This window comes from Streptomyces sp. NPDC059477, from assembly GCF_042749375.1.
Lineage (GTDB): Bacteria > Actinomycetota > Actinomycetes > Streptomycetales > Streptomycetaceae > Streptomyces.
In genome coordinates, this window is sequence record NZ_JBHYUG010000125.1 from 1 (window position 1) to 20,743 (window position 20,743).

At 72.1% G+C, this 20,743-nt stretch carries 18 protein-coding genes; 4 read left to right on the forward strand and 14 right to left on the reverse strand.

From position 1 onward, the window contains the following. The 10 genes from ACFXAZ_RS36210 to ptlH form a co-directional block, all read right to left on the reverse strand. Window positions 1-1,748 (reverse strand): 1-deoxy-D-xylulose-5-phosphate synthase (locus ACFXAZ_RS36210; protein WP_384600223.1); only part of this gene is annotated, 1,748 nt, incomplete at its 3' end. A gap of 29 nt (window positions 1,749-1,777) precedes the next feature. Next, complete coding sequence (gene ispH / locus ACFXAZ_RS36215; protein WP_384600226.1) at window positions 1,778-2,776, reverse strand: 4-hydroxy-3-methylbut-2-enyl diphosphate reductase; 999 nt, start codon at window positions 2,774-2,776, stop codon at window positions 1,778-1,780. Next, on the reverse strand, window positions 2,773-4,164 hold the full coding sequence (gene ptlI, locus ACFXAZ_RS36220) for a pentalenene oxygenase (protein ID WP_384600229.1): 1,392 nt from the start codon (window positions 4,162-4,164) through the stop codon (window positions 2,773-2,775). Before ptlI ends, ispH begins: the two co-directional genes overlap by 4 nt. 44 nt (window positions 4,165-4,208) lie before the next feature. Further along, on the reverse strand, window positions 4,209-5,222 hold the full coding sequence (gene ptlA, locus ACFXAZ_RS36225; protein WP_384600232.1) for a pentalenene synthase: 1,014 nt from the start codon (window positions 5,220-5,222) through the stop codon (window positions 4,209-4,211). Window positions 5,223-5,350: 128 nt separating this feature from the next. Next, window positions 5,351-6,364 (reverse strand): polyprenyl synthetase family protein, encoded by a 1,014-nt coding sequence (locus tag ACFXAZ_RS36230; protein ID WP_384600235.1) that lies wholly within the window; start codon window positions 6,362-6,364, stop codon window positions 5,351-5,353. Beyond that, window positions 6,361-7,260 (reverse strand): neopentalenolactone/pentalenolactone F synthase, encoded by a 900-nt coding sequence (gene ptlD / locus ACFXAZ_RS36235; protein WP_384600238.1) that lies wholly within the window; start codon window positions 7,258-7,260, stop codon window positions 6,361-6,363. Before ptlD ends, ACFXAZ_RS36230 begins: the two co-directional genes overlap by 4 nt. 34 nt (window positions 7,261-7,294) lie before the next feature. Further along, the gene (gene ptlE, locus ACFXAZ_RS36240; protein WP_384600241.1) at window positions 7,295-9,109 is read right to left on the reverse strand and encodes a neopentalenolactone/pentalenolactone D synthase; all 1,815 of its coding nucleotides are present in this window, start codon (window positions 9,107-9,109) and stop codon (window positions 7,295-7,297) included. Then, on the reverse strand, window positions 9,067-9,867 hold the full coding sequence (ptlF, locus tag ACFXAZ_RS36245) for a 1-deoxy-11-beta-hydroxypentalenate dehydrogenase (protein ID WP_384600244.1): 801 nt from the start codon (window positions 9,865-9,867) through the stop codon (window positions 9,067-9,069). Before ptlF ends, ptlE begins: the two co-directional genes overlap by 43 nt. A 171-nt stretch (window positions 9,868-10,038) precedes the next feature. Continuing rightward, entirely contained in the window at window positions 10,039-11,493 is a 1,455-nt protein-coding gene (locus tag ACFXAZ_RS36250) for an MFS transporter (protein WP_384600248.1), read from the reverse strand. A gap of 58 nt (window positions 11,494-11,551) precedes the next feature. Further along, complete coding sequence (gene ptlH, locus ACFXAZ_RS36255) at window positions 11,552-12,403, reverse strand: 1-deoxypentalenic acid 11-beta-hydroxylase (protein WP_384600252.1); 852 nt, start codon at window positions 12,401-12,403, stop codon at window positions 11,552-11,554. A gap of 297 nt (window positions 12,404-12,700) precedes the next feature. On the opposite strand from ptlH, the gene ACFXAZ_RS36260 reads away from it, so the two are divergent. Then, window positions 12,701-13,168 (forward strand): MarR family winged helix-turn-helix transcriptional regulator, encoded by a 468-nt coding sequence (locus ACFXAZ_RS36260; RefSeq protein ID WP_384600255.1) that lies wholly within the window; start codon window positions 12,701-12,703, stop codon window positions 13,166-13,168. A 133-nt stretch (window positions 13,169-13,301) separates the two neighbouring features. On the opposite strand, the gene penM is transcribed toward ACFXAZ_RS36260, so the two are convergent. Next, the gene (gene penM / locus ACFXAZ_RS36265; RefSeq protein ID WP_384600258.1) at window positions 13,302-14,498 is read right to left on the reverse strand and encodes a pentalenolactone synthase; all 1,197 of its coding nucleotides are present in this window, start codon (window positions 14,496-14,498) and stop codon (window positions 13,302-13,304) included. 532 nt (window positions 14,499-15,030) lie between these two features. On the opposite strand from penM, the gene ACFXAZ_RS36270 reads away from it, so the two are divergent. The 3 genes from ACFXAZ_RS36270 to ACFXAZ_RS36280 are packed head-to-tail and all read left to right on the forward strand — an operon-like array spanning window position 15,031 to window position 17,770. Further along, entirely contained in the window at window positions 15,031-16,263 is a 1,233-nt protein-coding gene (locus tag ACFXAZ_RS36270) for a cytochrome P450 (protein ID WP_384600262.1), read from the forward strand. A 53-nt stretch (window positions 16,264-16,316) separates the two neighbouring features. After that, window positions 16,317-17,552: a cytochrome P450 gene (locus tag ACFXAZ_RS36275; protein WP_384600265.1), complete on the forward strand. Its 1,236-nt coding sequence runs from the start codon at window positions 16,317-16,319 to the stop codon at window positions 17,550-17,552. Window positions 17,553-17,578: 26 nt separating this feature from the next. Continuing rightward, entirely contained in the window at window positions 17,579-17,770 is a 192-nt protein-coding gene (locus tag ACFXAZ_RS36280) for a ferredoxin (RefSeq protein WP_384600268.1), read from the forward strand. Window positions 17,771-17,818: 48 nt separating this feature from the next. On the opposite strand, the gene ACFXAZ_RS36285 is transcribed toward ACFXAZ_RS36280, so the two are convergent. The 3 genes from ACFXAZ_RS36285 to ACFXAZ_RS36295 form a co-directional block, all read right to left on the reverse strand. Next, on the reverse strand, window positions 17,819-18,574 hold the full coding sequence (locus tag ACFXAZ_RS36285; RefSeq protein ID WP_384600271.1) for a thioesterase II family protein: 756 nt from the start codon (window positions 18,572-18,574) through the stop codon (window positions 17,819-17,821). Between the two features lie 117 nt (window positions 18,575-18,691). Beyond that, window positions 18,692-19,336: a response regulator gene (locus tag ACFXAZ_RS36290; RefSeq protein WP_384600274.1), complete on the reverse strand. Its 645-nt coding sequence runs from the start codon at window positions 19,334-19,336 to the stop codon at window positions 18,692-18,694. Next, window positions 19,300-20,598: a sensor histidine kinase gene (locus ACFXAZ_RS36295; protein WP_384600277.1), complete on the reverse strand. Its 1,299-nt coding sequence runs from the start codon at window positions 20,596-20,598 to the stop codon at window positions 19,300-19,302. The genes ACFXAZ_RS36290 and ACFXAZ_RS36295 overlap by 37 nt, the downstream gene beginning before the upstream one ends. Between the last annotated feature and the right edge of the window lie 145 nt (window positions 20,599-20,743).

A 20,743-nucleotide genomic window follows, 5' to 3' on the forward strand; every position in this document is an offset into this window, starting at 1 on the left:
CGCCATCCGGCGGGCAGGGCCTCCAGCAGCGCGTGGGCGAGATGGCGGGGGGTGAGGCCGGCGGCCTTGAGGACGTCGGCCCGTGAGCCGTGGTCGAGGAAGCGCTGCGGGAGGCCGAAGACGCGCACCGGCAGGCCCGACCCGGCGTCGCTCAACACCTGGGCGACGCGCGCCCCGACGCCGCCGACCCGGCCGCTGTCCTCGACCGTGGCGACCAGCGCGTGTTCGGCGGCGAGCGCGGTCAGCTCGGGTGGCACCGGCTTGATCCAGCGGGGGTCCACGACGGTGACGCCGACGCCCCGCTCGGCCAGCCGCCGGGCGACATCCAGGCAGGTGGCGGCCATGGCGCCGACGGAGACCAGGAGAATGTCGGGACGCTCGGCGCGGTGCAGGACGTCCAGCTCGGCGTAGACGTCCACGGCCGGGATGTCCGCTCCGCTGGAGCCCTTGGGGAAGCGCAGGGCGGTGGGGCCGTCGTCGCAGGCCACGGCCTCCCACAGGGCGCGGCGCAGGGTGGCGGCGTCGCGTGGGGCGGCCAGCCGCAGGCCGGGCACCAGGTTCAGCAGCGACAGGTCCCACATGCCGTTGTGCGAGGGGCCGTCGTCGCCGGTCACCCCGGCCCGGTCCAGGACGAAGGTGACCGGGGCGCGGTGCAGGGCCACGTCCATGAGGAGCTGGTCGAAGGCCCGGTTGAGGAAGGTGGCGTACAGCGCGACGACGGGGTGCACCCCGCCCAGGGCGAGCCCGGCGGCGGTGGTCACGGCGTGCTGTTCGGCGATGCCGACGTCGATGACGCGCTCGGGGTGGCGGCGGGCGAACTCGCTGAGCCCGGTCGGGCCGAGCATGGCCGCGGTGACGGCGACCACGTCCGGCCGGTCGGCGGCGAGGGCGGCCAGCTCGCTGCCGAACACGGATGTCCAGCTGGGCGCGGATGCCGGCGGCCGGGCGGAGGCGGCGCGCACGGCGTGGAAGCGGTCCGTGTCGTCCTGCTCGGCGGGGAGGTGGCCACGGCCCTTCTCGGTGACGCAGTGCACCACCACGGGCCTGCGCAGGGCGACGGCCTCGCGCAGCGCCCGCTCGACGGCCTCGATGTCATGGCCGTCCACCGGGCCGATGCAGGCGAGCCCCAGGCTCTCGAACAGGGCGTGCGGGGCGTCGCCCGCGCGCAGGTCGGCGAGGTGGCCGGCGACGGCTCCGGCGGTGGCGGCGTAGGAGCGGCCGTTGTCGTTGAGGACCACGACGACGGGGCGTTCGGGGGCCGCCGCGATGTTGTTGAGGGCTTCCCAGGCCATGCCGCCGGTGAGCGCGCCGTCGCCGACCACGGCGACCACGGCGCGGTCGCTCCGCCCGAGCAGGGCGTTGGCGCGGGCGAGGCCGTCCGCCCAGGACAGGGCGGTCGAGGCGTGGGAGTTCTCGATGACGTCGTGCTCGGACTCGGCGCGGCTGGGGTAGCCCGACATGCCGCCGGTGCGGCGGAGCGTGGCGAGGGCCTCGGTGCGGCCGGTGAGGATCTTGTGGACGTAGGCCTGGTGGCCGGTGTCCCACAGGATCTTGTCGCGGGGGGAGTCGAAGACGCGATGCAGGGCGATGGACAGTTCGACGACCCCGAGGTTGGGGCCGAGGTGGCCGCCGTTGGCGGTGCAGGTGTCCACCAGCAGGCGCCGGATCTGCGGGGCCAGTTCGCGGGCGGCGTGCGGGGTCAGGGCGCGCAGGTCCTCCGGCCCCCGGATGTCCTCCAGGCGTGACATGGCGCAACCCTCTTTCTCCGGTAATGGATTCATCGCACTCCGTCGGGTGCGGGCGAGACCTCGCCGGCCAGCGGGGTACGCGGGACGCGGCCGGTGACCGGGTCGGCCAGCCGGCCGGGCATGGAGAACACGACGTCCTCGGCGATGCCCCGCTGAAGCGCGACCCGGTCGAAGCCCAGTGCGGCGAGCCGGGAGACGAGCCCGTCGACGAGGATCTCCGGAGCGCTGGCCCCGGCGCTGATGCCGACCGACGACACATTTCTCAGCCAGGCCGCTTCGAGGTGCGCTGCGTCGGGCACCAGATGGGCGGCGGCGCCGTGGTCGCGGGCCACCTCGACCATGCGCAGCGAGTTGCTGGAGTTGTGCGAGCCGACGATCAGGACGAGGTCGTTGTCGCGGGCGAGGTCCTTGACGGCGTTCTGCCGGTTCTGGCTGGCGTAGCAGATGTCGTCGCCGGGGGTGATCAGGTCGCTGAAGCGGGTGCGCAGGGCCGCGACGACGCGCGCGGTCTCGTCGAAGGAGAGGGTGGTCTGGGTGAGGACGGCGACCGGGGTGTCGTCGGCCAGGTCCAGGCGCCGTACGTCGTCCTCGGTCTCGATGACGACGATCCGGTCGGGGGCCTCGCCGAGCACGCCCTCGACCTCTTCGTGGCCCTCGTGCCCGACGAGGAGGATGGTGCGGCCGTCGCGGGCGAAGCGCACGGCTTCCTGGTGGACCTTGGAGACCAGCGGGCAGGTCGCGTCGATGACTTCGAGCCGCCGGCCGGCGGCGGCGGTGCGCACTCCCGGGGCGACGCCGTGCGCGGAGAAGACACAGACCGCGCCCTGCGGGACCTCCTCCTCGCTGTCGACGAAGACCGCGCCGCGCTTTTGCAGCTCCGAGACGATGTAGTGGTTGTGCACGATCTCCTTGCGCACGTACACCGGCGCCCCGTGCAGGTCCAGTGCCCGTTCGACGATGCCGATGGCCCGCCGTACGCCCGCGCAGAAGCCGCGCGGCTGGGCCAGGACGACGTTGCCTGCGCTCATGTGTCACCGCCGGCCGGGGCGGGGACGGCGAGGGTGGTCCGGCGCGGGGTGCGGGCGTCCAGCCGCAGGCGCAGCCGGCGCGGGTGGTAGACGGTGGCCAGCGGGACCGGGCGGATGTCCATGCCGGGCTCGCAGGTGACCCGCCAGCGGCCGAGGATGGTGGCGAGTCCCAGGGTGGCCTCGGTCCGTGCGTAGAGGTCGCCGATGCACTTGCGGGCGCCGGTGCCGAAGGGCACGTAGGCGTGGCGGGCGGCGGGCGCGACGCGGTCCGGGAGCCAGCGGTCGGGGTCGAACCGCTCGGGGGTGTCGAAGGCGTCCTCGTACCGGGCGACCGCGGCGGGGCTGAAGACGACGGTGGAGCCGGCGGGCAGCCGGCGGCCCGCGAGTTCGGCCGGGGCGGCGGTGAGGCGGGTGAACAGCCAGGCCGGCGGGTGCAGGCGCAGGGTCTCGGAGATGATCCGGTCGGCCAGCGAGAGGTTCGGCAGGTCGTCCCACTGCGGGGCGCGGCCGTCGAGGACGGTGTCGATCTCGTCGTAGAGCGCGGCCTCGATCTCCGGGTGCTGGGAGAGGAGGTAGAAGACCCAGGTGAGGGTGCCGGCGACGGTCTCGGTGCCGGCCGCCATGACGGTGATGACCTGGTCGTGGATCTCCTTGTCGGCGAGCCGGCCGCCGTCGTCGTCGCGGGCGGCGAGCAGGGCGGCGAGCAGGTCGTCGCGCTCGGTGCCGGAGCTGCGGTAGTCGTCGATGAGGTGCTGGGTGGTCTCGTGCAGGAAGTCCAGGTTGCGCCGGTAGCGGCGCTGGGACGGCAGGGGCAGCCGGCGGATCGAGGACGGCAGGAACATCTGCCGGAACAGGCCGTTGAGGACGACGTCGAAGGATCGTTCCACCTTCGCCGCCAGTTCGGGGCTGACGGGGGTGGAGTACAGGGTGCGGCCGACCGTGCGCAGGGCCATGCCGTACATCTCCTGGAAGGCGTCGACGACCATGCCGTCCCGCCAGCGTGAGGCCGTGTCCTCGATCTCGGCGTGCATGGCCTCGGCGTAGCGCTTGAGCTGGCCGCGGGTGAACGCCGACTGCATCAGGCGGCGCTGGCGGCGGTGGTCGGCGAACGGGCAGGTGACCAGGCCGTTGCCGGCGATGTCGCGGGCGCGGTCGTAGAAGACGCCGCCCTTGTCGAAGACCCGGTCGTTGGTCAGGACGTGCCGCAGCAGGTCGGGGTGGGTCGGGACGTAGGCGGGGGTGGGGCCGATCTTGATCTCGACCAGGTCGCCGTGGGCCGCGAGCGAGGTCATGAAGTCCACGGGGTGACGCATCATCTGGAGGGCGTGTCCCACGACGGGGAGCGCCCCGGGCGCGGCTCCCGCCGAGAAGGTGGTCTGCTCGGTCATACGGTTCTCAACTTCCCCTCTTTGCCTGTCGGGTGGAGCTGCTACTAGCGGGTGGTGCGGCCCAGTTCCTCCAGGTAGCCCTGGGCGCCGGCGGCGAGCGCGAACTCGGCGTCGTAGCGGCCCGAGGAGCGGTGCCAGTCGTAGGAGCCGCGGATCACGGTGCGCACGGCGTCGTCGCGGTAGCGCTCCAGGGCCTCGCGCTCGGCGTCGTCGAGCCGGTAGATGTCGCCGACCTTCGGCAGGCAGGACTCCAGCAGGAGGTACTGCTCCAGGCGGGCGCGGACCTCGTTCTGCATATGGGCGACGCTGCGGTCCTTGGACCAGCCGTGCTCCCGGCGCAGGATCATGACCATGTTGTTCTGCTCGCCGCGGGCCTCTTCCTTCTCCAGCGAGGCGATGTCGTTGAGCAGCAGATTGACGTCGACGGCGATCTGGAGCATCGCGGAGAGCACGGCGCTGTCGAAGACCCGGTGCGGCACTTCGAAGCGGCCCGCGCGCTCGGCGAGGTCGACCGTGGGCTGCACCCCGATGGTCTGCCGGCGCACGCCCAGGTACTGGGCCGCGGAGGTGTAGGGCGTGTCGTGGAAGCGGCTCTCCGCCTCGTCGATGTAGCCCTGGAAGTAGCCGCGCCAGTGCCGGGCGCTGCGCGCGCACCAGGCGGGTGTCATGCCCTCGCTGGTGCGCCGCCAGATGTCGGCGAAGCCATGGGCGATGGGGGGCGCGCTGTCGGGCAGGGGGCCGTCGAGCGCCGCCGCGACCGCGTCGGTGAGCTGTGCGGTCTCCTCGGGGTTCGCGCCGCGCGGCCCGTCGAAGAGGTCGTCGAAGAGGAAGAACCACGACATCAGGTCGACGCCCAGGTCCAGGTCGGCGCCCGTGGCGTGCGGGTAGAAGCGGGAGGCCAGGTCGGCGTAGCCACCGCGCAGATGGCGTGCCGCCGCCTCCTCGGACCTGATCAGCCCGAGCGACCGGGGCCAGACGAGTTGCTCGGCGTCGGCCCGTGCGTGATCCGGGCTCTGCCGGCCCGGCAAGGGGATGTGGAAATCGACGTCCTGGGGCATGAGGGGATCCTTCGGGGTGGGTGGCGGAAGGACAGTGGGCATGGCGGTGCCCTGGCGTGGGGTGTACTGCCCTGATCGGAGGGTCAGAAGTCAGAAAAGGGGCATACGGGTAGGGGGCCGGCCCGGTCTCAGCCCTCTCGGTCGACGACGAACCGCCCGAGCGCGAGCAGCTCGTCCCGCGCGCCGGCGTCCAGCTCGGCGCCGCGCAGCGCGGCCTCGGCCAGCGCCATCCGCCGGGCGGCCTCGGCAAGCGCCCAGTGCCGGCCGCCGGCGCCCTCGATCAGGCCGGCCACCCGCCGCAGCTGCTCCTCGTCGGCTTCGCCGGGGGTGGTGAGCCAGCGGGCCAGTTCGTCGCTGAGCGGGCCGTGCTGGTTCAGTGCGTGGCTCACCGGCAGGGATTTCTTGCGGGAGCGCAGATCGGAGTGGACCGGCTTGCCGGTGACGGCCGGGTCGCCCCAGATGCCGAGCACGTCGTCGACGAGCTGGAAGGCGATGCCGAGCTGGTCGCCGTAGAGCGCCAGCGCGTCCACCGTCGCCTCCGGTGCCCCGGCGAGGACGGCGCCGATCGCGGCGCTCGCCGACAGCAGCGCGCCGGTCTTGCCGGCGGCCATGTCGACGCATTCGTCGACCGTGACGTGCGAGCGCTGTTCGAAGGCGAGGTCCTGGACCTGGCCGCGGATCAGGTTCCGGGTGGTGCGGGCCAGCAGCCGGGCCGCGGGGGCGGCCGTCGGCAGCCCGGTGTCCAGGAGCACCTCCTGGGCGAGCGCCAGCATCGCGTCACCGGTGAGGATGGCGCCCGCGGGGCCCCACAGTTTCCATACCGTGCGGCGGTGGCGGCGCTCCTCGTCGCCGTCCATCAGATCGTCGTGCACCAGGGAGAAGTTGTGCACCAGTTCCACGGCGACGGCGCCGGGCAGGGCCACCTCCGGTGGTGCGCCGACCGCCTGGGCCGACAGCAGCGCGAGTGCCGGACGGACGGCCTTGCCGGCGTCGGCGCTGGTGGGCGCGCCGCCGGCGGTGATCCAGCCGAAGTGGTAGGACGCCTGGTGACGTGAGCGGTGGTCGAGCCGGTCGACGGCGGCGCGCAGTGCCGGGGTGATGGTGATCCGGCTGTGGCGCAGACAGGCGGGGGCGGTGCTCATAGGGCGGCCTCCGTGCGCCAGGGGTCGGCCGGGTCGTCGAAGATGCTGACGACCTGGCGCAGGACGCGCCGTTCGGCCGGGTCGAACGCCTGCTTGGCGTGGACGGTGCCGAGCTGGTCCCACATGACGATGTCGCCGGGCTGCCAGGTGTGCGCGTAGGTGTGGCGGGGCCTGCCCGCGTGCGAGAGCAGTTCGTCGAGCAGCTTGCGGCTCTCGTCGGGGGCGAGGTCCACGATCCGCTCGGTGTTCAGGGTGCTGATGTAGACCGACCGGCGGCCGGTGCGCGGATTGCGGGCGATCAGCGGATGGATGGTGGAGGTGCCGTCCTCGGGCTGGATCTGTTCGCCGCTCTCGCCGAGGGACACCTCCCGCTGGAGCCGCTCCTCGATGGTCTCCTCGTAGCCGGTGCGCAGGGCGTGGCGGACCCGGTAGGAGTGCAGGCTCCGGCGCTCTTGCGGCGACAGCGACTCGTACAGGGCGTACATGTCGGTGAAGAGGGTCTCCCCGCCGCCGGAGGAAGGCACTTCCACGGCTTCCAGGAAGCCGACCTGGGAGACGCGGGGGCGGAAGGAGTAGTCGGTGTGCCAGCCCATCCAGCCGGCGTCGCCGACGCCGATCCGGCGGCCGTCCTCCTCCAGGTGGGAGACGATCAGGATCTCGTTGTGGTCGGGGTGGGCGCCGCTGGTCAGACCGGTCTTCGGGATGTGTCCGAAGCGGCGGCCGAAGGCGAGGAACTCCTCGTAGGAGGGGGTCTCGTGGCCGCGGAAGACGAGTACGAGATGTGTGTCGAGCGCCGCCCAGATCTTCTCGAACTGGGTCCTGTCCATGTCGCCGGCGACATGGGCGCCGTGCACGACGGCGCCGAGAGCGGCGCCGGGTATCGGCCTCACGTCCATGGGCGTTGCCGCCTTTCGCAGAAGGGTGGGGTGGTCAGCGCAGTTCGAGGCCGGCGAGGTCGCCCGCCTCGCGCCAGCGCCGGAGGATGTTCACGAACTCCACCGAGCCGCCGCCGTAGCTGGAGTTGAGCAGGGGCAGTCCGCTCGGGTCGCCCTCGTTGTTGTAGAGGCCGGGCGTGCAGTTCTCCAGGAAGTCCAGGTCGTTGGTGGCCAGCCGGAGGATCTCCTCGACCCATTCCTTCTCACCGGCCTCGGACGCCTCCACGACCCGGTGGCCACGCTCCTCGACGCGGCCGACGATGTGCGCGAGGTGCCGGGTCTGCTCGCCCAGCATGTAGGCGATGTTGACATGCCGGCCGGCCTGGGCCTTGGACAGGATGAAGCAGTTGGGGAAGCCGTGCACCTGGAGTCCGTGCAGGGTGTGCGCCCCGTCCGCCCATTTCTCCGACAGCCGCACACCGTCGCGGCCGACGATGTCGTAGCCGGCCCGGTCGGTGTACGGGACGGCGAACTCGTGCTCGTAGCCGGTGGCGAACACCAGGCAGTCGACCGGGTACTCCTGGCCGTTCGCGACGACCCCGGCCGGGGTGAGCCGCTCCACGCCCCGCCCCTGGGTGTCGACCAGGGTCACGTTGGGCCGGTTGAAGGTCTGGAGGTAGCCGTCGTGGAAGCAGGGCCGCTTGCAGTACACGCGGTAGTAGGGCTTGAGGGCGGCGGCGGTCGCCGGGTCGCTGACCACGCTGTCGATCCGGGCGCGCAGCTCCTCCATCTTGCGGAAGTCCGCCCGTTCGGCCGCGAGCGCCCGCTCCGTCGGGTCGCCCCCGGTGTCGCCGGTGGGCAGGATCGCGGCGGCCAGCTGGGCCGTGGTCTGGGTCCAGCGGTCCTGGACCAGGTCCTCGTCCTGCGGGACCCCGGAGGTCAGCGCGTGGAAGTTCTCCATCCGGCGCTGCTGCCAGCCCGGTTCGAGACGGTCCGCCCAGCCGGGCGGGGTGGGCCGGTTGCCGCGGACGTCGACCGCGGCCGGGGTGCGCTGGAAGAGGACGAGCCGTTCGGCCCACTCGGCGAGGTGCGGGGCGACCTGGATGGCCGTCGAGCCGGTGCCGATGACGCCGACCGTCTTGTCCCGCAGCCTGGTCAGGTTGCCGGTGCTGTCGCCGCCGGTGTAGTCGAAGTCCCAGCGGCTGGTGTGGAAGGAGTGCCCGGCGAAGGTGTCGAGGCCCGGCAGTCCGGGGAGTTTGGGGCGGTGCATCAGGCCGATCGACATGGCCACGTACCGGGCCCGGATCAGATCCCCGCGGTCGGTGCTCACCAGCCACTGGCCCGCGGTCTCGTCCCAGCGCAGTTCGGTGACGGCGGTCTGGAAGAGGGCGTCGCGGTAGAGGTCGTACCGGTGGGCGATCCGCTGGAGGTGGGCGAGGATCTCGGGCCCGGTGGAGTACTTCTCGGTGGGGATCGTGCCGGTCTCCTCGAGCAACGGCATGTAGATGTAGCTCTCGACGTCGCACCGCACGCCCGGGAAGCGGTTCCAGTACCAGGTGCCGCCGACGTCACCGGCCTCGTCGATCAGCCGGATGCGTTCCAGGCCGGTCTCCTCGCGCAGGTGGGCGCCGGTCAGCAGGCCGCCGATGCCGGCGCCGACGACGGCGATGTCCACCTCGTCGGTGAGCGGCTCGCGCTCGGTCCGCTCGGTGTAGGGGTCGCGCGCGTAGCGGCTGAGGTCGCCGCGCGCGAACCGGTAGCTGCGGCCGGCGCTGCGCTTGTCGCGTTCCTGCCGGTATTTCTCCCGTACCGCGGCCAGGTCGATGGTCACTGTTTCATCGCCGCGGTCGTCGCTTTCGGCTCGGGGCACAGTTCCTCCTCGGGGGACGGGGGCGGAAGGGAGACATGACGCCGTACGTCGTCGAACTGATCGCGCAGCCGCAGCGGGGCGTCCGGGTTGCTGAAGAGATAGAAGCGGTCGGAGCCGAGGGCGTCCCCCACGAGCCGGGCGACGTCGTCGGCGCTCACGGAGGTGTCGCCGCCCGCGTCGCGCGGCGCCGTCAGGCCGTGGACCATGGGCGTGTCGACCCGGCCGGGGCACAGCACCGACACCCGCACCGCGGTGCCCCGCAGATCGGCGCGCAGACTGCGGGCGATGGCGAGGTCGGCGTGTTTGGAGGCGGCGTAGGCGGCGCTGCCGGCGCCGACGACGAAGGCGGACATCGAGGCGGTGTGGATCAGATGGGCGGGCCGGCCGCGCTCCAGCAGCCGGGGCACGAAGGCGCGGGCCACCAGGAGATGCGCCCAGTGGTTGACCTCGAAGACCTGCCGCATCCGCGCCAGCGGCACCTCCCACAGGGGCTGTCCCACGGGGCCGATGACCCCGGCGTTGTTGCACACCACGTCGATGTCGCCGAGCAGACCGAACGCCGTGTCCGCGAGCCGTGCGACGGTGTCCGGGTCGGTCAGGTCGGCGGTCACGGCGGTGACCTGGGCGCCCTGTGCGGTGAGTTCGGCGGCCCTGTGGTGCAGGGCGTCGCCCGCGATGTCCGCCATGACCACGCGGGCGCCTGCGCGGGCGAAGCGGGCGCTGAGGGCGAGGCCTATGCCGCTGGCCGCGCCGGTCACCACGGCTGTCCTTGTCGGTAAGTGCACTTGGCTTCCTCCGCTTCTGCGCGCGGGCACGCCGGACGAGGGCGTGCCGCAGCCCACCAGAAGGTCTGGATCGGCTCGCGCGAGGTGGGGGGTGGGGGGTGGGGGGTGGGGGGTGGGGGGTGAAGGTGTCAGCTGGGATGGGTGTCAGCTGGGGTCGGGGAGCTTCAGGCTGATCACGAGCACGATCATCGAGAGACCGGCCAGGAGGGCGAGCACGAGCACGGCCGCCGACGCCGTCGACAGCCAGTCGGCCAGGGAGATGTAGAGGGTTCCGCAGACGGTCGCGCCGAGCGCGGTCGCCATCTGCTGGCTGGTCACCAGCACACCGCTGCCCATGCCGGCCTGTGCGGGGGGCACGTCGGCGAGGATCAGCCGGAACAGCGTCGGGCCGATCAGGGCCGCGCCGGCGCCGAAGAGGCCGATCCCGACGAGCACGAGCGCCAGGGAGGGGTGCGGCCAGCCCAGCCACATCACCAGCGCCAGCAGCAGCAGACCCACGCCCTGGACGAGGGCGCCCAGGGTGACGATCCGGCTGCCCAGGGCCGCGGCGATCCTCGGGGTGAACAGCGTGACGGCGAAGAACGCTCCGGCGAACGGCGTCAGCACCCCGCCGGAGGCGAGCCCGCCGAGGCCGAAGTGCCCCTGGGCGACCAGCGCGTAGACGAACAGGAAGCCGGCGAAGCCGGCCGAGAACGGCACCACCGCCGCGAGTCCGGTGCGCAGCCCCGGATGGGACAGCACCGTCGGGGACAGCAGCGGTGAGCCGCCCCGCGCCTCCAGCCGGCGCTCGGCCCGCGCCAGCGCCAGCGCCGAGACGGCGGCGAGCACGAGCAGCGACCACAGCCACAGCGGCCAGCCCAGGTCGGGGCCCGCGACGACCACGGCCAGGACACAGATCATGGTGGCACCGAACAGCGCGGTGCCCAGCGGGTCGAAGCCCGGCTTCCGGTCGGCCCGGGTCGCGGGGACGCGCCGGACGGCCAGCAGCGCGGCCACGCCGATCGGCACATTGATCGCGAAGACGGACCGCCAGCCGATCCCGGCGATGTCCAGCGAGACCAGCAGTCCGCCCAGGATCTGCCCGATGACCATGCCGACGGCCGCGGTGGCGCCGTACCTGCCGATCGCACGGGCGCGCGTCTGCCCCTCGGTGGCCGCCTGGATCGTCGCCAGCACCTGCGGTACGAGCATGGCGGCGGCGGCACCTTGCAGCAGCCGGGCCGCGACGAGGAACTCGATGGTCGGGGCGAGTCCGCACAGCGCCGAGGTGACGGTGAACGCCGCGAGCCCGTAGGCGTACAGGCGCCGTCTGCCGAAGGCGTCGCCGAGCCGTCCGCCCAGTACCAGGCCGAGGGCGTAGGTGAGGCCGTAGCCGGACACCACCAGTTCCAGTGCGGCGGGGCCGCCGTGCAGGTCGTCACTGATCGAGCTAAGCGCCACATTGACGATGGAGGCGTCCACGATGGACAGGGCGTATCCGGTGAGCACCACCAGGAGGGCGATGCCGCTGAGTCCCGCGGCGGCCGGTTCGGCGGCGGCCGGGGGCGCCGGTGTCGCGTCGGGCTCCGTCAGAGGGGGGAGGCCCTCGCGGTTCGTCATGCGCTGCCTACCCGGGCGTTGGTGAGGGGACGGTGGGGACGGGTGCGGGGGGACGATGTCACTCGACGGTGGTGGGGGTGCCGGTGATCTTCGACAGGATTCCCTTGGAGGCGTCCTTCGCGGACTGGGTCCAGGGGGTCAGTGCGTTGAACCCGCGGTGCGAGGAGGCGGGCTGGATGCGGGTGTCCATCGACATCCGCATGCCGGCCGGGTCCGCCGAGACATTGGGGATGGACTTGTGACACATGTAGGCGTGGAAGAGGATCACGTCGCCCGGTTCCATGGGCGAGAACAGCAGCTGCTCGTCCGCGCCGAACTCCTGTGCCGGGATGCCTCGTACGGCGTGGCCGAAGCGGCGGAAGTGCTCGGTGACGACGTGCTCGCGCGGGCCCTTCCTGTGGCTGCCGTCGGCGACGGCGACGCCGCCTATGCCCTGGGTGGTCGGGAGCAGCGGTATCCAGGCGGTGCGGAAGTCTTTGTTCGGGCCGATGTAGAAGCCGTCCTGGTGCAGCGGGGTCAGAAAGCTCGGCTCAGCGGAGCCCGCGGCGGAGGGGTAATAGCGGATCGTCGTCGACTTGAAGACGTAGGCGGGCTCGCCCAGGACCTTGTCCCAGAGGGCGCGGGTCGAGGGGTGGTTCCACAGGTCGTCGTACTTGACGTGGTCGTGCATCGCCACTTCGTCGACCGCCTCGAAGGACTCGATGGTGAGGGTGTCGAGCGTAGTACCGGGGGCGGCGTGGCCGAGTGCGATCAGGCCCGAGAGCATCTGCTCGGCGGCGGTCCGCACGAGGGCGCGGTCCAGGGCGCCGCGTAAGTAGAGGTAGCCGTGCTCCTCGTAGAACGAGTCGAGGGCCGCGCGGTCGTCGAGCAGCGGCGTGCAGTCGACGTAGTCGCTGAAGGTGTCGGTCATGGTTCCTTGTCCTGGTGGCGGGTGTGCGGGGGATGCCGGGGGGAGCGGGGGAAGGAGCGTCAGCGGCCGGGCCGGGCCGACGACTTCGATGGCGTCGGGTGCGGCGGAGGTGACGAGGGACGACCGCCGGGGACGGCCGGTGCCGACGCTCAGGAGGGTGGGGCGGCCGGGCCGGTCAGTGGGCCGATCCGGTGAGCGTGCGCCGACGGCTGTGATCCCTCACAGCCGTCACGCCAGGTGATGCTCTGGCGAGGCAATCGAATCACAGCTTATATAGTTCTGCGATACATTTCTAGGGTGACTTCCGCAAAGCGCACCGCGCACGACACCGACCTGGACGTGGGCGACCTCACCCGGGCCATCGAGAGCTTCAACCGCTACTACATCCGGCTTCCCGCTGTGCGGAAGCTGTCGTTCACGATGCTCTCCGTGCTGGACACGTTGGCCGTCAGCGGCCCGAAACGGCTGTCCGAGCTGGTCAGGACCGAGCAGATGAGCCAGCCGGGGCTCACCCAGCTGGTCACCCGCCTCGAACGCGACGGCCTCGTGGAACGCAGACCGGACCCGGCGGACGGCCGGGCCTCCCTCGTCCACATCACCGAGGCCGGCCGCGAGATCGGCGTGTCCCGGGACGCGGACCGCAGCCGTCATCTGCACCCTCTCGTCGCCCAGTTGACGCCCGGGGAACGTCAGGCGATCGCGGCGGCCCTGCCGGCCCTGGCCCGGCTGGCGGAACTCGGGAACAGCCAGGCCGCACAGCGGTGAGCCGTACGACATGACCGGGGTTTCGTGCGCCGTGCGACATGAGGGGTTTCGCCGGATCCCGCGGCCACCGCCCGATCGTCGGTCCACACCGCTCGCGGTGACCACCGGGGCCGCAGCCGGTCATCGGCGCCGCTCAGAACGTCACGGGGATCTCATCGAACCCGCCGGTGATCCGGTGCTCCTGCCAGCGCAGTGACTCCTCGGGCACCGCGAGCCGGAGGTCGGGGAGTCTGCGGAACAGCCGCTCGAACACCGCGGTCAGCTCGATCCGGGCCAGCACACGGCCGACGCAGTGCCGGGTGCCGTGCCCGAACGCCAGGTGCGACTTGGGCCTCTCCCGGGTCAGGTCGAGCCGGTCGGCGTCGGGGAACGCCCGGCCGTCGATGTTGGCCGCGCCGATGGCCAGCAGCACCGCGTCCCCGGTCCGGATCACCGTCTCGCCGACGGTGATGTCGCTGTGCGCGTAGCGGGGTATCAGCGCGTTGGATCCCTTGCCGCCGACACCCAGGCGCAGGGTCTCCTCGACCGCGGCCGGCGCGAGTTCGGGATGCTCGGCCAGCAAGGCGCGCTGAGCCGGATCGCGCAGCAGCAGCAGGGTGCCCAGGTCGATACGCGCGATGGTGGTCTCATAGCCGAACAGCAGCACGGCGTTGCCCAGATGCGCGATGGACGCGTCGGACAGTGCGCCGTCCTTTTCGGCGATCAGCTCGGACAAAAGGTCGTCGCCCGGCTCGATTCGCTTGCGCGCCACCAATTCTGTCGTGTAATCGACCACCTGTTGAAAGGTGTTCGCCGAGTGCCGGGTGTCGCTCTCGTCGAAGGTGCCTCTCGCCCATTGCCCGAATCGATCCCGGTCGGCCAGCGGCACGCCGAGCAGATCGCAGATCACCATGGTCGGCAACGGGAACGACAGCGCGTGGTGCAGGTCGGCCGGGGCGGGGCCGGCGGCCATCTCGTCGAGCAGTTCGTCCACATGCCGCTCGATCCGGGGCTTCATGAGGCGCATCCGGCGCGTGGAGAACCGGGGCACGAGCAGGTCCCTCATCTGGGGATGCTCGGTGGCCTCGGTGGCGTGGTCGTCCCCGGCCATCAGCGCCATCATGGTGCTCCGGGCCGTGCTCTTGGCCGACCGGCGCGGGTTGGGGTCGCTGAGACCGAGCCGGCGGTCGGCGAGCAGTGACCGCACCTCGTCGTAGCGGGTGACCAGCCAGGCGTCCTCACCGGCGGTCCGCACCCTGGAGATCGGCCCCTCCTGCTGAAGTGCGCGCATTCGGGGCGCGATGCCTATGGCGGCGGGATTGTCGAACGGTAACTTCGGGAGTTCGTTCATGAATTCATGCTCACACGCCCAGATTTTTGGTGTCAATATTCTTCGCTCAGGAATTTCACCGGTCAGGCCCATGTGAATTGACCGTGGGAACGACAGAAAAATGGCATGCCTATTCCCGACGCCCGGAGGGACTCCGGCGCCTTTTTTTGCAGGTCTTTTCTGGAGAATTGCGCTGACCCGGCATGCGCTCTGGTGAACTCGCCGCGAGCCGTCCCGCCGGCGAGCAGCTCGCCGAGCGCCTCGTCGGAGGCCGCGCGAATTTCGTGAACGTACCACGCAGTTCTCCGGGGCTCCATGCCGAGCCGTCACGTTCGGGCCAGGCGCGGACAGACCTGTCCGGAATTGGTTCGCCGCCGGGGCGGCGGTCGTCGACGACGCCGAGCGGATCTCCTTAGGGGCACCTAGGGGTGTCGGGTCGTCGACGGCGGCTCCTAGCGTGCCAGGGACGGCCGGCGCCGGGCCGGACCCGCCGCGGCACCGCCGCTTCCGTACCCCCCACCCCGCACCCACCCTCCCGTGCGAAGAGGACATCATGACTGCATCCGCAGAGCCGGCCGGTGACGCCGCGCTGCCGGAGTTCCCCATGCGGCGGGCCTGTCCGTTCAGTCCGCCGGCCGCCTACGCCGAGCTGCGCGAGAGCGAACCGGTCTCCCGCGCGCGGCTCAGGGTCGACTCCAAGGCCACCTGGCTGATCACCCGGCACGACCTGTACAAGAAGGTGCTCGGGGACGACCGGGTCAGCGCCAACCTGAAGCTGCCCGGCTACCCCCTCCAGGTCCCGGTACCCCAGGAGATCCTCCAGTCGGTGCCGCTGACCTTCCTGTCCATGGACCCGCCGGACCACACCGTGCAACGCCGCATGCTGGCCCCCGAGTTCAGTGTCCGGCGGATGCGGGAGCTGCGCGAGCGGGTCCAGCAGATCGTGGACCAGCAGATCGACCAGCTGCTCGCCAAGGGCGCCGACGGCCCGGTCGACCTGGTCACCGCGCTCGCCCTGCCGGTGCCGTCCTTCGTCATCTGCGAACTGCTCGGTGTCCCCTACGAGGACCACGGCCGGTTCGAGGACTGGGCGTGGGCCATCATGAACCACGACATCAGCGACGAGGACCGGGGCCGCGCGCACTACGAGCTGGACCGGTACGTCGACGGGCTGGTCACCGCCAAGGAGCGCGAGCCGGGCGACGACATGATCAGCCGGCTCATCGAGTTCAACCGGCGCACACCCGCCGTCGAGCACTCCGACATCGTCAGCATGTCCAAGCTGATGCTGGTCACGGGGCACGAGACCACCGCCAACATGATCGCCCTCGGGGTGCTGGCCCTGCTGGAGCACCCCGAGCAGCTGACCGCCGTCCGCGACGACCCCGCGCTGATGCCGAAGGCGGTGGAGGAACTGCTGCGCTACTTCTCCATCTCCGACGCGGGCACCGCGCGCGTCGCCCTGGCGGACATCGAGATCGGCGACGTCACCATCCGGGCCGGTGAGGGCATCCTTCCGCTGAACAACGCCGCCAACCACGACGAGCGGGTCTTCCCCGACCCCGACCGCCTCGATGTGCGCCGCGAGGCCCGCAGCCAGCTGGCGTTCGGCTACGGCGTCCACCAGTGCATCGGCCAGAACCTGGCCCGCATGGAACTGGACGTCGTCTACACCACGCTGTTCCGCCGGGTCCCCACCCTGCGGCTGGCCGCGCCCGTCGAGGAACTGAGGTTCAAGGACGACGCCATCGTCTACGGCCTGTACGAGCTGCCCGTCACCTGGTGACGAGCCGCCCGGCCCCGCCGCCTCCCCCCTCCCAGGTCCCCCGAAAGGCAGCCATGACCCAGTCCGCCGACACCGTGCCCGAGGCGGGGCCGCCGCTCGCGCGGTTCCCCATGCGCCGCACCTGTCCGTTCAGCGAGCCCGGCGAGTACGCGGCCCTGCGCGCCGACGAGCCGGTCTCGCGGGCCGCGCTGAAGGTGAACGGCAAACCGGCCTGGCTCATCACCCGGCACGACGATGTCCGGCAGGTGCTGGGCGATCCCCGGGTCAGCTCCAACCTCAAACTCCCGGGCTACCCGCACCAGTTCCACATCCCCGAGGAGCTGCTGGCACAGGTCCGGCTGATGCTGCTGAACATGGACCCGCCGCAGCACACCGCCCAGCGGCGGATGCTCATCCCGGAGTTCACCGCGCGCCGGGTGCGCGAGCTGCGCCCGCGCATCGAGGAGATCGTCGAGGAGCGGGTGGCCGCGATGCTCGCCGCCGGCGGCCCGGTCGACCTGGTCACCGCCCTCGCCCTGCCGGTGCCCTCGCTGGTCATCTGCGAACTGCTCGGCGTGCCCTACGAGGACCACGCCCGGTTCGAGGAGTGGTCGGCGGCCATGATGAACCACGACCTGAGCCCCGAGGAGTACGGGGCCGCCGTCCAGGCCCTGGACGGCTATCTCGACCAGCTCGTCACCCGCAAGGAGAGCGAGCCCGGCGACGACCTCATCAGCCGCTTCCTGGAGAAGAACCGCGCCGAGCCGGTCGCCGACCATGCCGACGTGGTCACCATGGCCCGGCTGATGCTGGTCGGCGGCCACGAGACCACCGCCAACATGATCGCCCTCGGCGTGCTGGCCCTGCTGGAGCACCCCGAACAGCTGGCCCAACTGCGCGCGGACCCCGGCCTGCTGCCCAACGCGGTCGAGGAACTGCTGCGCGTCTTCTCCATCTCCGACTCCGGCACCGCCCGCGTCGCCCTGGCGGACATCGAGATCGGCGGCGTCACCATCCGCGCGGGCGAGGGCATCCTCGCCCTCAACAACGCCGCCGACCACGACGAGACCGTCTTCCCGGACCCGGGCATGCTCGACCTCCACCGCAAGGAGGCCCGCGCCCATCTCGCGTTCGGCTACGGCATCCACCAGTGCATCGGCGCCAATCTGGCCCGGGTGGAGCTGGAGGCGGTCTACGGCATCCTGCTGCGCCGCATCCCCGGCCTGCGGCTGGCCGCCGACCCGGACTCCCTGCGCTTCAAGGACGACGCCATGGTCTACGGCGTCCACGAACTGCCCGTCACCTGGTGACCGCCGACCCGATCGGAGCCCGTCCCATGCGTGTCAGCGCCGAACGCGACCGGTGTGTGGGGTCCGGCCAGTGCGCCATGCTCAGCCCCGAGGTCTTCGACCAGGACGACGACGGACTCGTCCTGATCCTCCAGGAGGAACCGCCCGAGGAGCTGCGCGAGGAGGTCCTCCAGGCCACCGACCTGTGCCCGGCGCGCTCCCTCCACGTGGAGGGCTGACGGACGCGGTGGCCGGAGCCGCCGCCGTACCCGGTGATCAGGACCGGGTCACGGCCGCAGCGCGTCCTTGGCCAGGAGGTCCAGGATCTCCCGCTGGTGGGCCGTCAGATAGAAGTGGCCGCCCGCGAACACACGCAGGTCGAAGGAGGCGTCGGTGTGCCGTTCCCAGGCGCGGGCCTCGGCCACGGTGACCTTGGGGTCCTCGTCGCCGACGAGGCCGGTGACGGGGCACCGCAGGCGGGGGCCGGGTTCGTAGCGGTAGGTCTCGGCGGCGCGGTAGTCGGCGCGGATCGCGGGCAGCGCCATCCGGATGAGTTCCTCGTCGTCGAGGATCGCCGCGTCCGTTCCGCTCAGGGCCCGCATCTCCGCGACGAGTCCGTCGTCGTCGCGCAGATGCACCCGCTCGTCGCGCGGGCAGGAGGGGGCCCGGCGGGCGGAGGCGAACAGGGCGTGCGGGACGACGCCGTGGTCCCGTTCCAGCCGGCGGGCGATCTCGAAGCCCAGGGTCGCGCCCATGCTGTGGCCGAAGAGGAGCAGCGGGCGGTCCGTGTGCGGCAGCAGCAGAGGGGTGATCCGGTCGGCGAGTTCCTGGACGCTGGTGGCGCACGGCTCGCCCCGGCGGTCCTGGCGGCCCGGGTACTGCACGCACAGCACGTCGACCGAGTCCGGCAGGCCCGCCGACACCGGGCGGTAGAAGGTGGCCGAGCCGCCCGCGTGGGGCAGGCACACCAGTCTGGCCGTCGCGTCCGGCCGGGGGTGGTAGCGGCGTAGCCAGAGCGGGTCGGGCGCGGCGGTCGTCGTCATGGGGCGGGCGCTTCCTTCCGGGCGGTGACCTGCGGCGCGGAGCGCGCGGGCGGGGCCCCAGCAGTGTCACCCGCGCGCGGGCCGCCCGGTCACCCCTAGTCACCCCTGCCCGGCGGCTCAGGCGTTGAGGTAGGCGAGCACCGCGAGGACCCGCCGGTTGCTGTCGCCGGAGGGGGGCAGCAGCAGCTTGGTGAAGATGTTGGAGATGTGTTTCGCGGCGGCGCCCTCGGTGACGGTGAGCCGCTGCGCGATGGCGGTGTTCGAGCAGCCCTCGGCCATCAGTTCCAGCACTTCGCGCTCGCGGGCGCTGAGCGCGGCGAGCGGCTGGTCGCGGGAGTGGCTGGTCATCAGCTGGGCGACGACGGCCGGGTCCATGGCGGTGCCGCCGGCCGCGACCCGGCGTACGGCGTCGATGAACTGCTCGTCGTCCAGGACGCTGTCCTTGAGGAGATAGCCGATGCCGCCGGTGCCGTCGGCCAGCAGTTCACGGGCGTACATCTGCTCGACGTGCTGGGACAGGACCAGGATGGGCAGTCCGGGCCGCTCGCGGCGGGCCCGCAGGGCGGCCTGGAGCCCCTCGGTGGTGAAGGTGGGCGGCAGGCGTACGTCCACGATGGCGATGTCCGGGCGGTGTTCGGCGAGCGCGGTGGCGAGGTCGGTGCCGTTGTCGACGGCGGCGGTCACCTCGAAGCCGTACGCCTCCAGGAGTTGGATGATTCCCTGCCTCAGGAGGAAGAGGTCTTCGGCGAGGACAACGCGCACGCTAGCTCCAGCTTCATCACGGTGGGACCACCCACGGGGCTGTCGGTCTCCAGGGTCCCGTCAAAGGATGCCAGTCGCCGCCGGATGCCCGTCAGGCCGCTCCCGGCCGACGGGTCGGCGCCGCCGCGGCCGTCGTCGGTGACGCGGGCGTGCAGGGTGCCGTCCTCGCGCCACGCGACGATCTCGACGCGTTCGGCGTCGGCGTGCTTGAGGGCGTTGGTGAGCAGTTCGGACACCGCGAAGTACACGGCGGACTCCACCGGGTCGGGCAGTCGCTCGGGCAGGTCGGCGACCACGGTGACATGCAGCGGGCTGGCCAGGCCGAGGGCGCGCAGGGCGTCGGCGAGCCCGCGTTCGGCGAGCACCGGGGGGTGGATGCCGCGGACCAGGTCCCGCAGTTCGCGCAGGGCCTGCACGGAGGAGGCGCGGGCCTCGCGCAGCAGCAGCCGGGCGGCTTCGGGGTCCTGGGTCAGGGTGCGGTCGACGGCGCCGAGTTGCAGACCGAGGCCGACCAGCCGGGCCTGGGCGCCGTCGTGCAGGTCGCGTTCGATGCGGCGCAGTTCGGCGGCCTGGATGTCGAGGGCGCCGGAGCGGGTCTCGGACAGATGGCGTACCCGGGAGGCCAGCTCGGACCGGCGGGTGGGGCCGAGCAGGAAGCGTACGAAGTGGGCGTACCCGGTGAGGAGGGGCCGGGCGAGGAACAGCCAGCCCGTGAACACGGCGGCGGCCAGGAGGACGGCGGCCAGGGCGGCGGGCCAGCTGCCGATGGTGACGAAGACGTACCAGCGGCCCGTGCCGTCGGCCGCGAGGGGCTGCCACAGTCCGCAGGCCAGGAACAGGCCCTCCCCCGCGTAGTAGAGCAGCGCGGCCGGTGCGAAGCCGAGCAGTCCGACCACGCAGTTGAGCAGCAGCCACAGCAGGTCGCGCCAGGTCGCGGGGTCGGCGAGGATCCACTTGCAGCGGCGCATCCAGCCGACGATGTCCGGCTCGATCTCCTCGGGTTCGGGCCGGTAGGGGCGCGGCACGGGGACCCCGAACCGGGCGGCGGCCCGCCGGTTGAGGTCGCACAGCGCGCGCACCGCGCGGGTCAGATAGGGCAGGGCGAGGAAGCCGATGCCGATCAGGCACAGCACGATGAAGTAGGCGGTGGTGAGGAAGAGGACGATCGACGCCAGGGCTCCGGCGGCGACGGCCGCTCCGGTCAGGGTGTCGAGGCCCGCGCGGGTGAGCCGGGAGCGCCAGGTGGCCGGCACGGTCGTCATGCCCTCATGGTCCCATTCCGGGCCGCCCCCCTTAAACCAGGCCCGGGCCCGGCCCCCCCCCCCCCGGGGGGGGGGGGGGCCCCCCGGGGGGGGGGGGGGGGCGCGGGGGGCGCCCGCGGCCCCGGCGGGTGGGGCCAAACACCCC

What these genes read in the sequence shown, in the direction of transcription:
- ispH (WP_384600226.1), bottom strand. Translation starts at nt 2,776, where the DNA reads ATGAGCGCAGGCAACGTCGTCCTGGCCCAGCCGCGCGGCTTCTGCGCG.
- ptlI (WP_384600229.1), bottom strand. Translation starts at nt 4,164, where the DNA reads ATGACCGAGCAGACCACCTTCTCGGCGGGAGCCGCGCCCGGGGCGCTC.
- ptlA (WP_384600232.1), bottom strand. Translation starts at nt 5,222, where the DNA reads ATGCCCCAGGACGTCGATTTCCACATCCCCTTGCCGGGCCGGCAGAGC.
- ACFXAZ_RS36230 (WP_384600235.1), bottom strand. Translation starts at nt 6,364, where the DNA reads ATGAGCACCGCCCCCGCCTGTCTGCGCCACAGCCGGATCACCATCACC.
- ptlD (WP_384600238.1), bottom strand. Translation starts at nt 7,260, where the DNA reads ATGGACGTGAGGCCGATACCCGGCGCCGCTCTCGGCGCCGTCGTGCAC.
- ACFXAZ_RS36250 (WP_384600248.1), bottom strand. Translation starts at nt 11,493, where the DNA reads ATGACGAACCGCGAGGGCCTCCCCCCTCTGACGGAGCCCGACGCGACA.
- ptlH (WP_384600252.1), bottom strand. Translation starts at nt 12,403, where the DNA reads ATGACCGACACCTTCAGCGACTACGTCGACTGCACGCCGCTGCTCGAC.
- penM (WP_384600258.1), bottom strand. Translation starts at nt 14,498, where the DNA reads ATGAACGAACTCCCGAAGTTACCGTTCGACAATCCCGCCGCCATAGGC.
- ACFXAZ_RS36270 (WP_384600262.1), top strand. Translation starts at nt 15,031, where the DNA reads ATGACTGCATCCGCAGAGCCGGCCGGTGACGCCGCGCTGCCGGAGTTC.
- ACFXAZ_RS36275 (WP_384600265.1), top strand. Translation starts at nt 16,317, where the DNA reads ATGACCCAGTCCGCCGACACCGTGCCCGAGGCGGGGCCGCCGCTCGCG.
- ACFXAZ_RS36280 (WP_384600268.1), top strand. Translation starts at nt 17,579, where the DNA reads ATGCGTGTCAGCGCCGAACGCGACCGGTGTGTGGGGTCCGGCCAGTGC.
- ACFXAZ_RS36285 (WP_384600271.1), bottom strand. Translation starts at nt 18,574, where the DNA reads ATGACGACGACCGCCGCGCCCGACCCGCTCTGGCTACGCCGCTACCAC.
- ACFXAZ_RS36295 (WP_384600277.1), bottom strand. Translation starts at nt 20,598, where the DNA reads ATGACGACCGTGCCGGCCACCTGGCGCTCCCGGCTCACCCGCGCGGGC.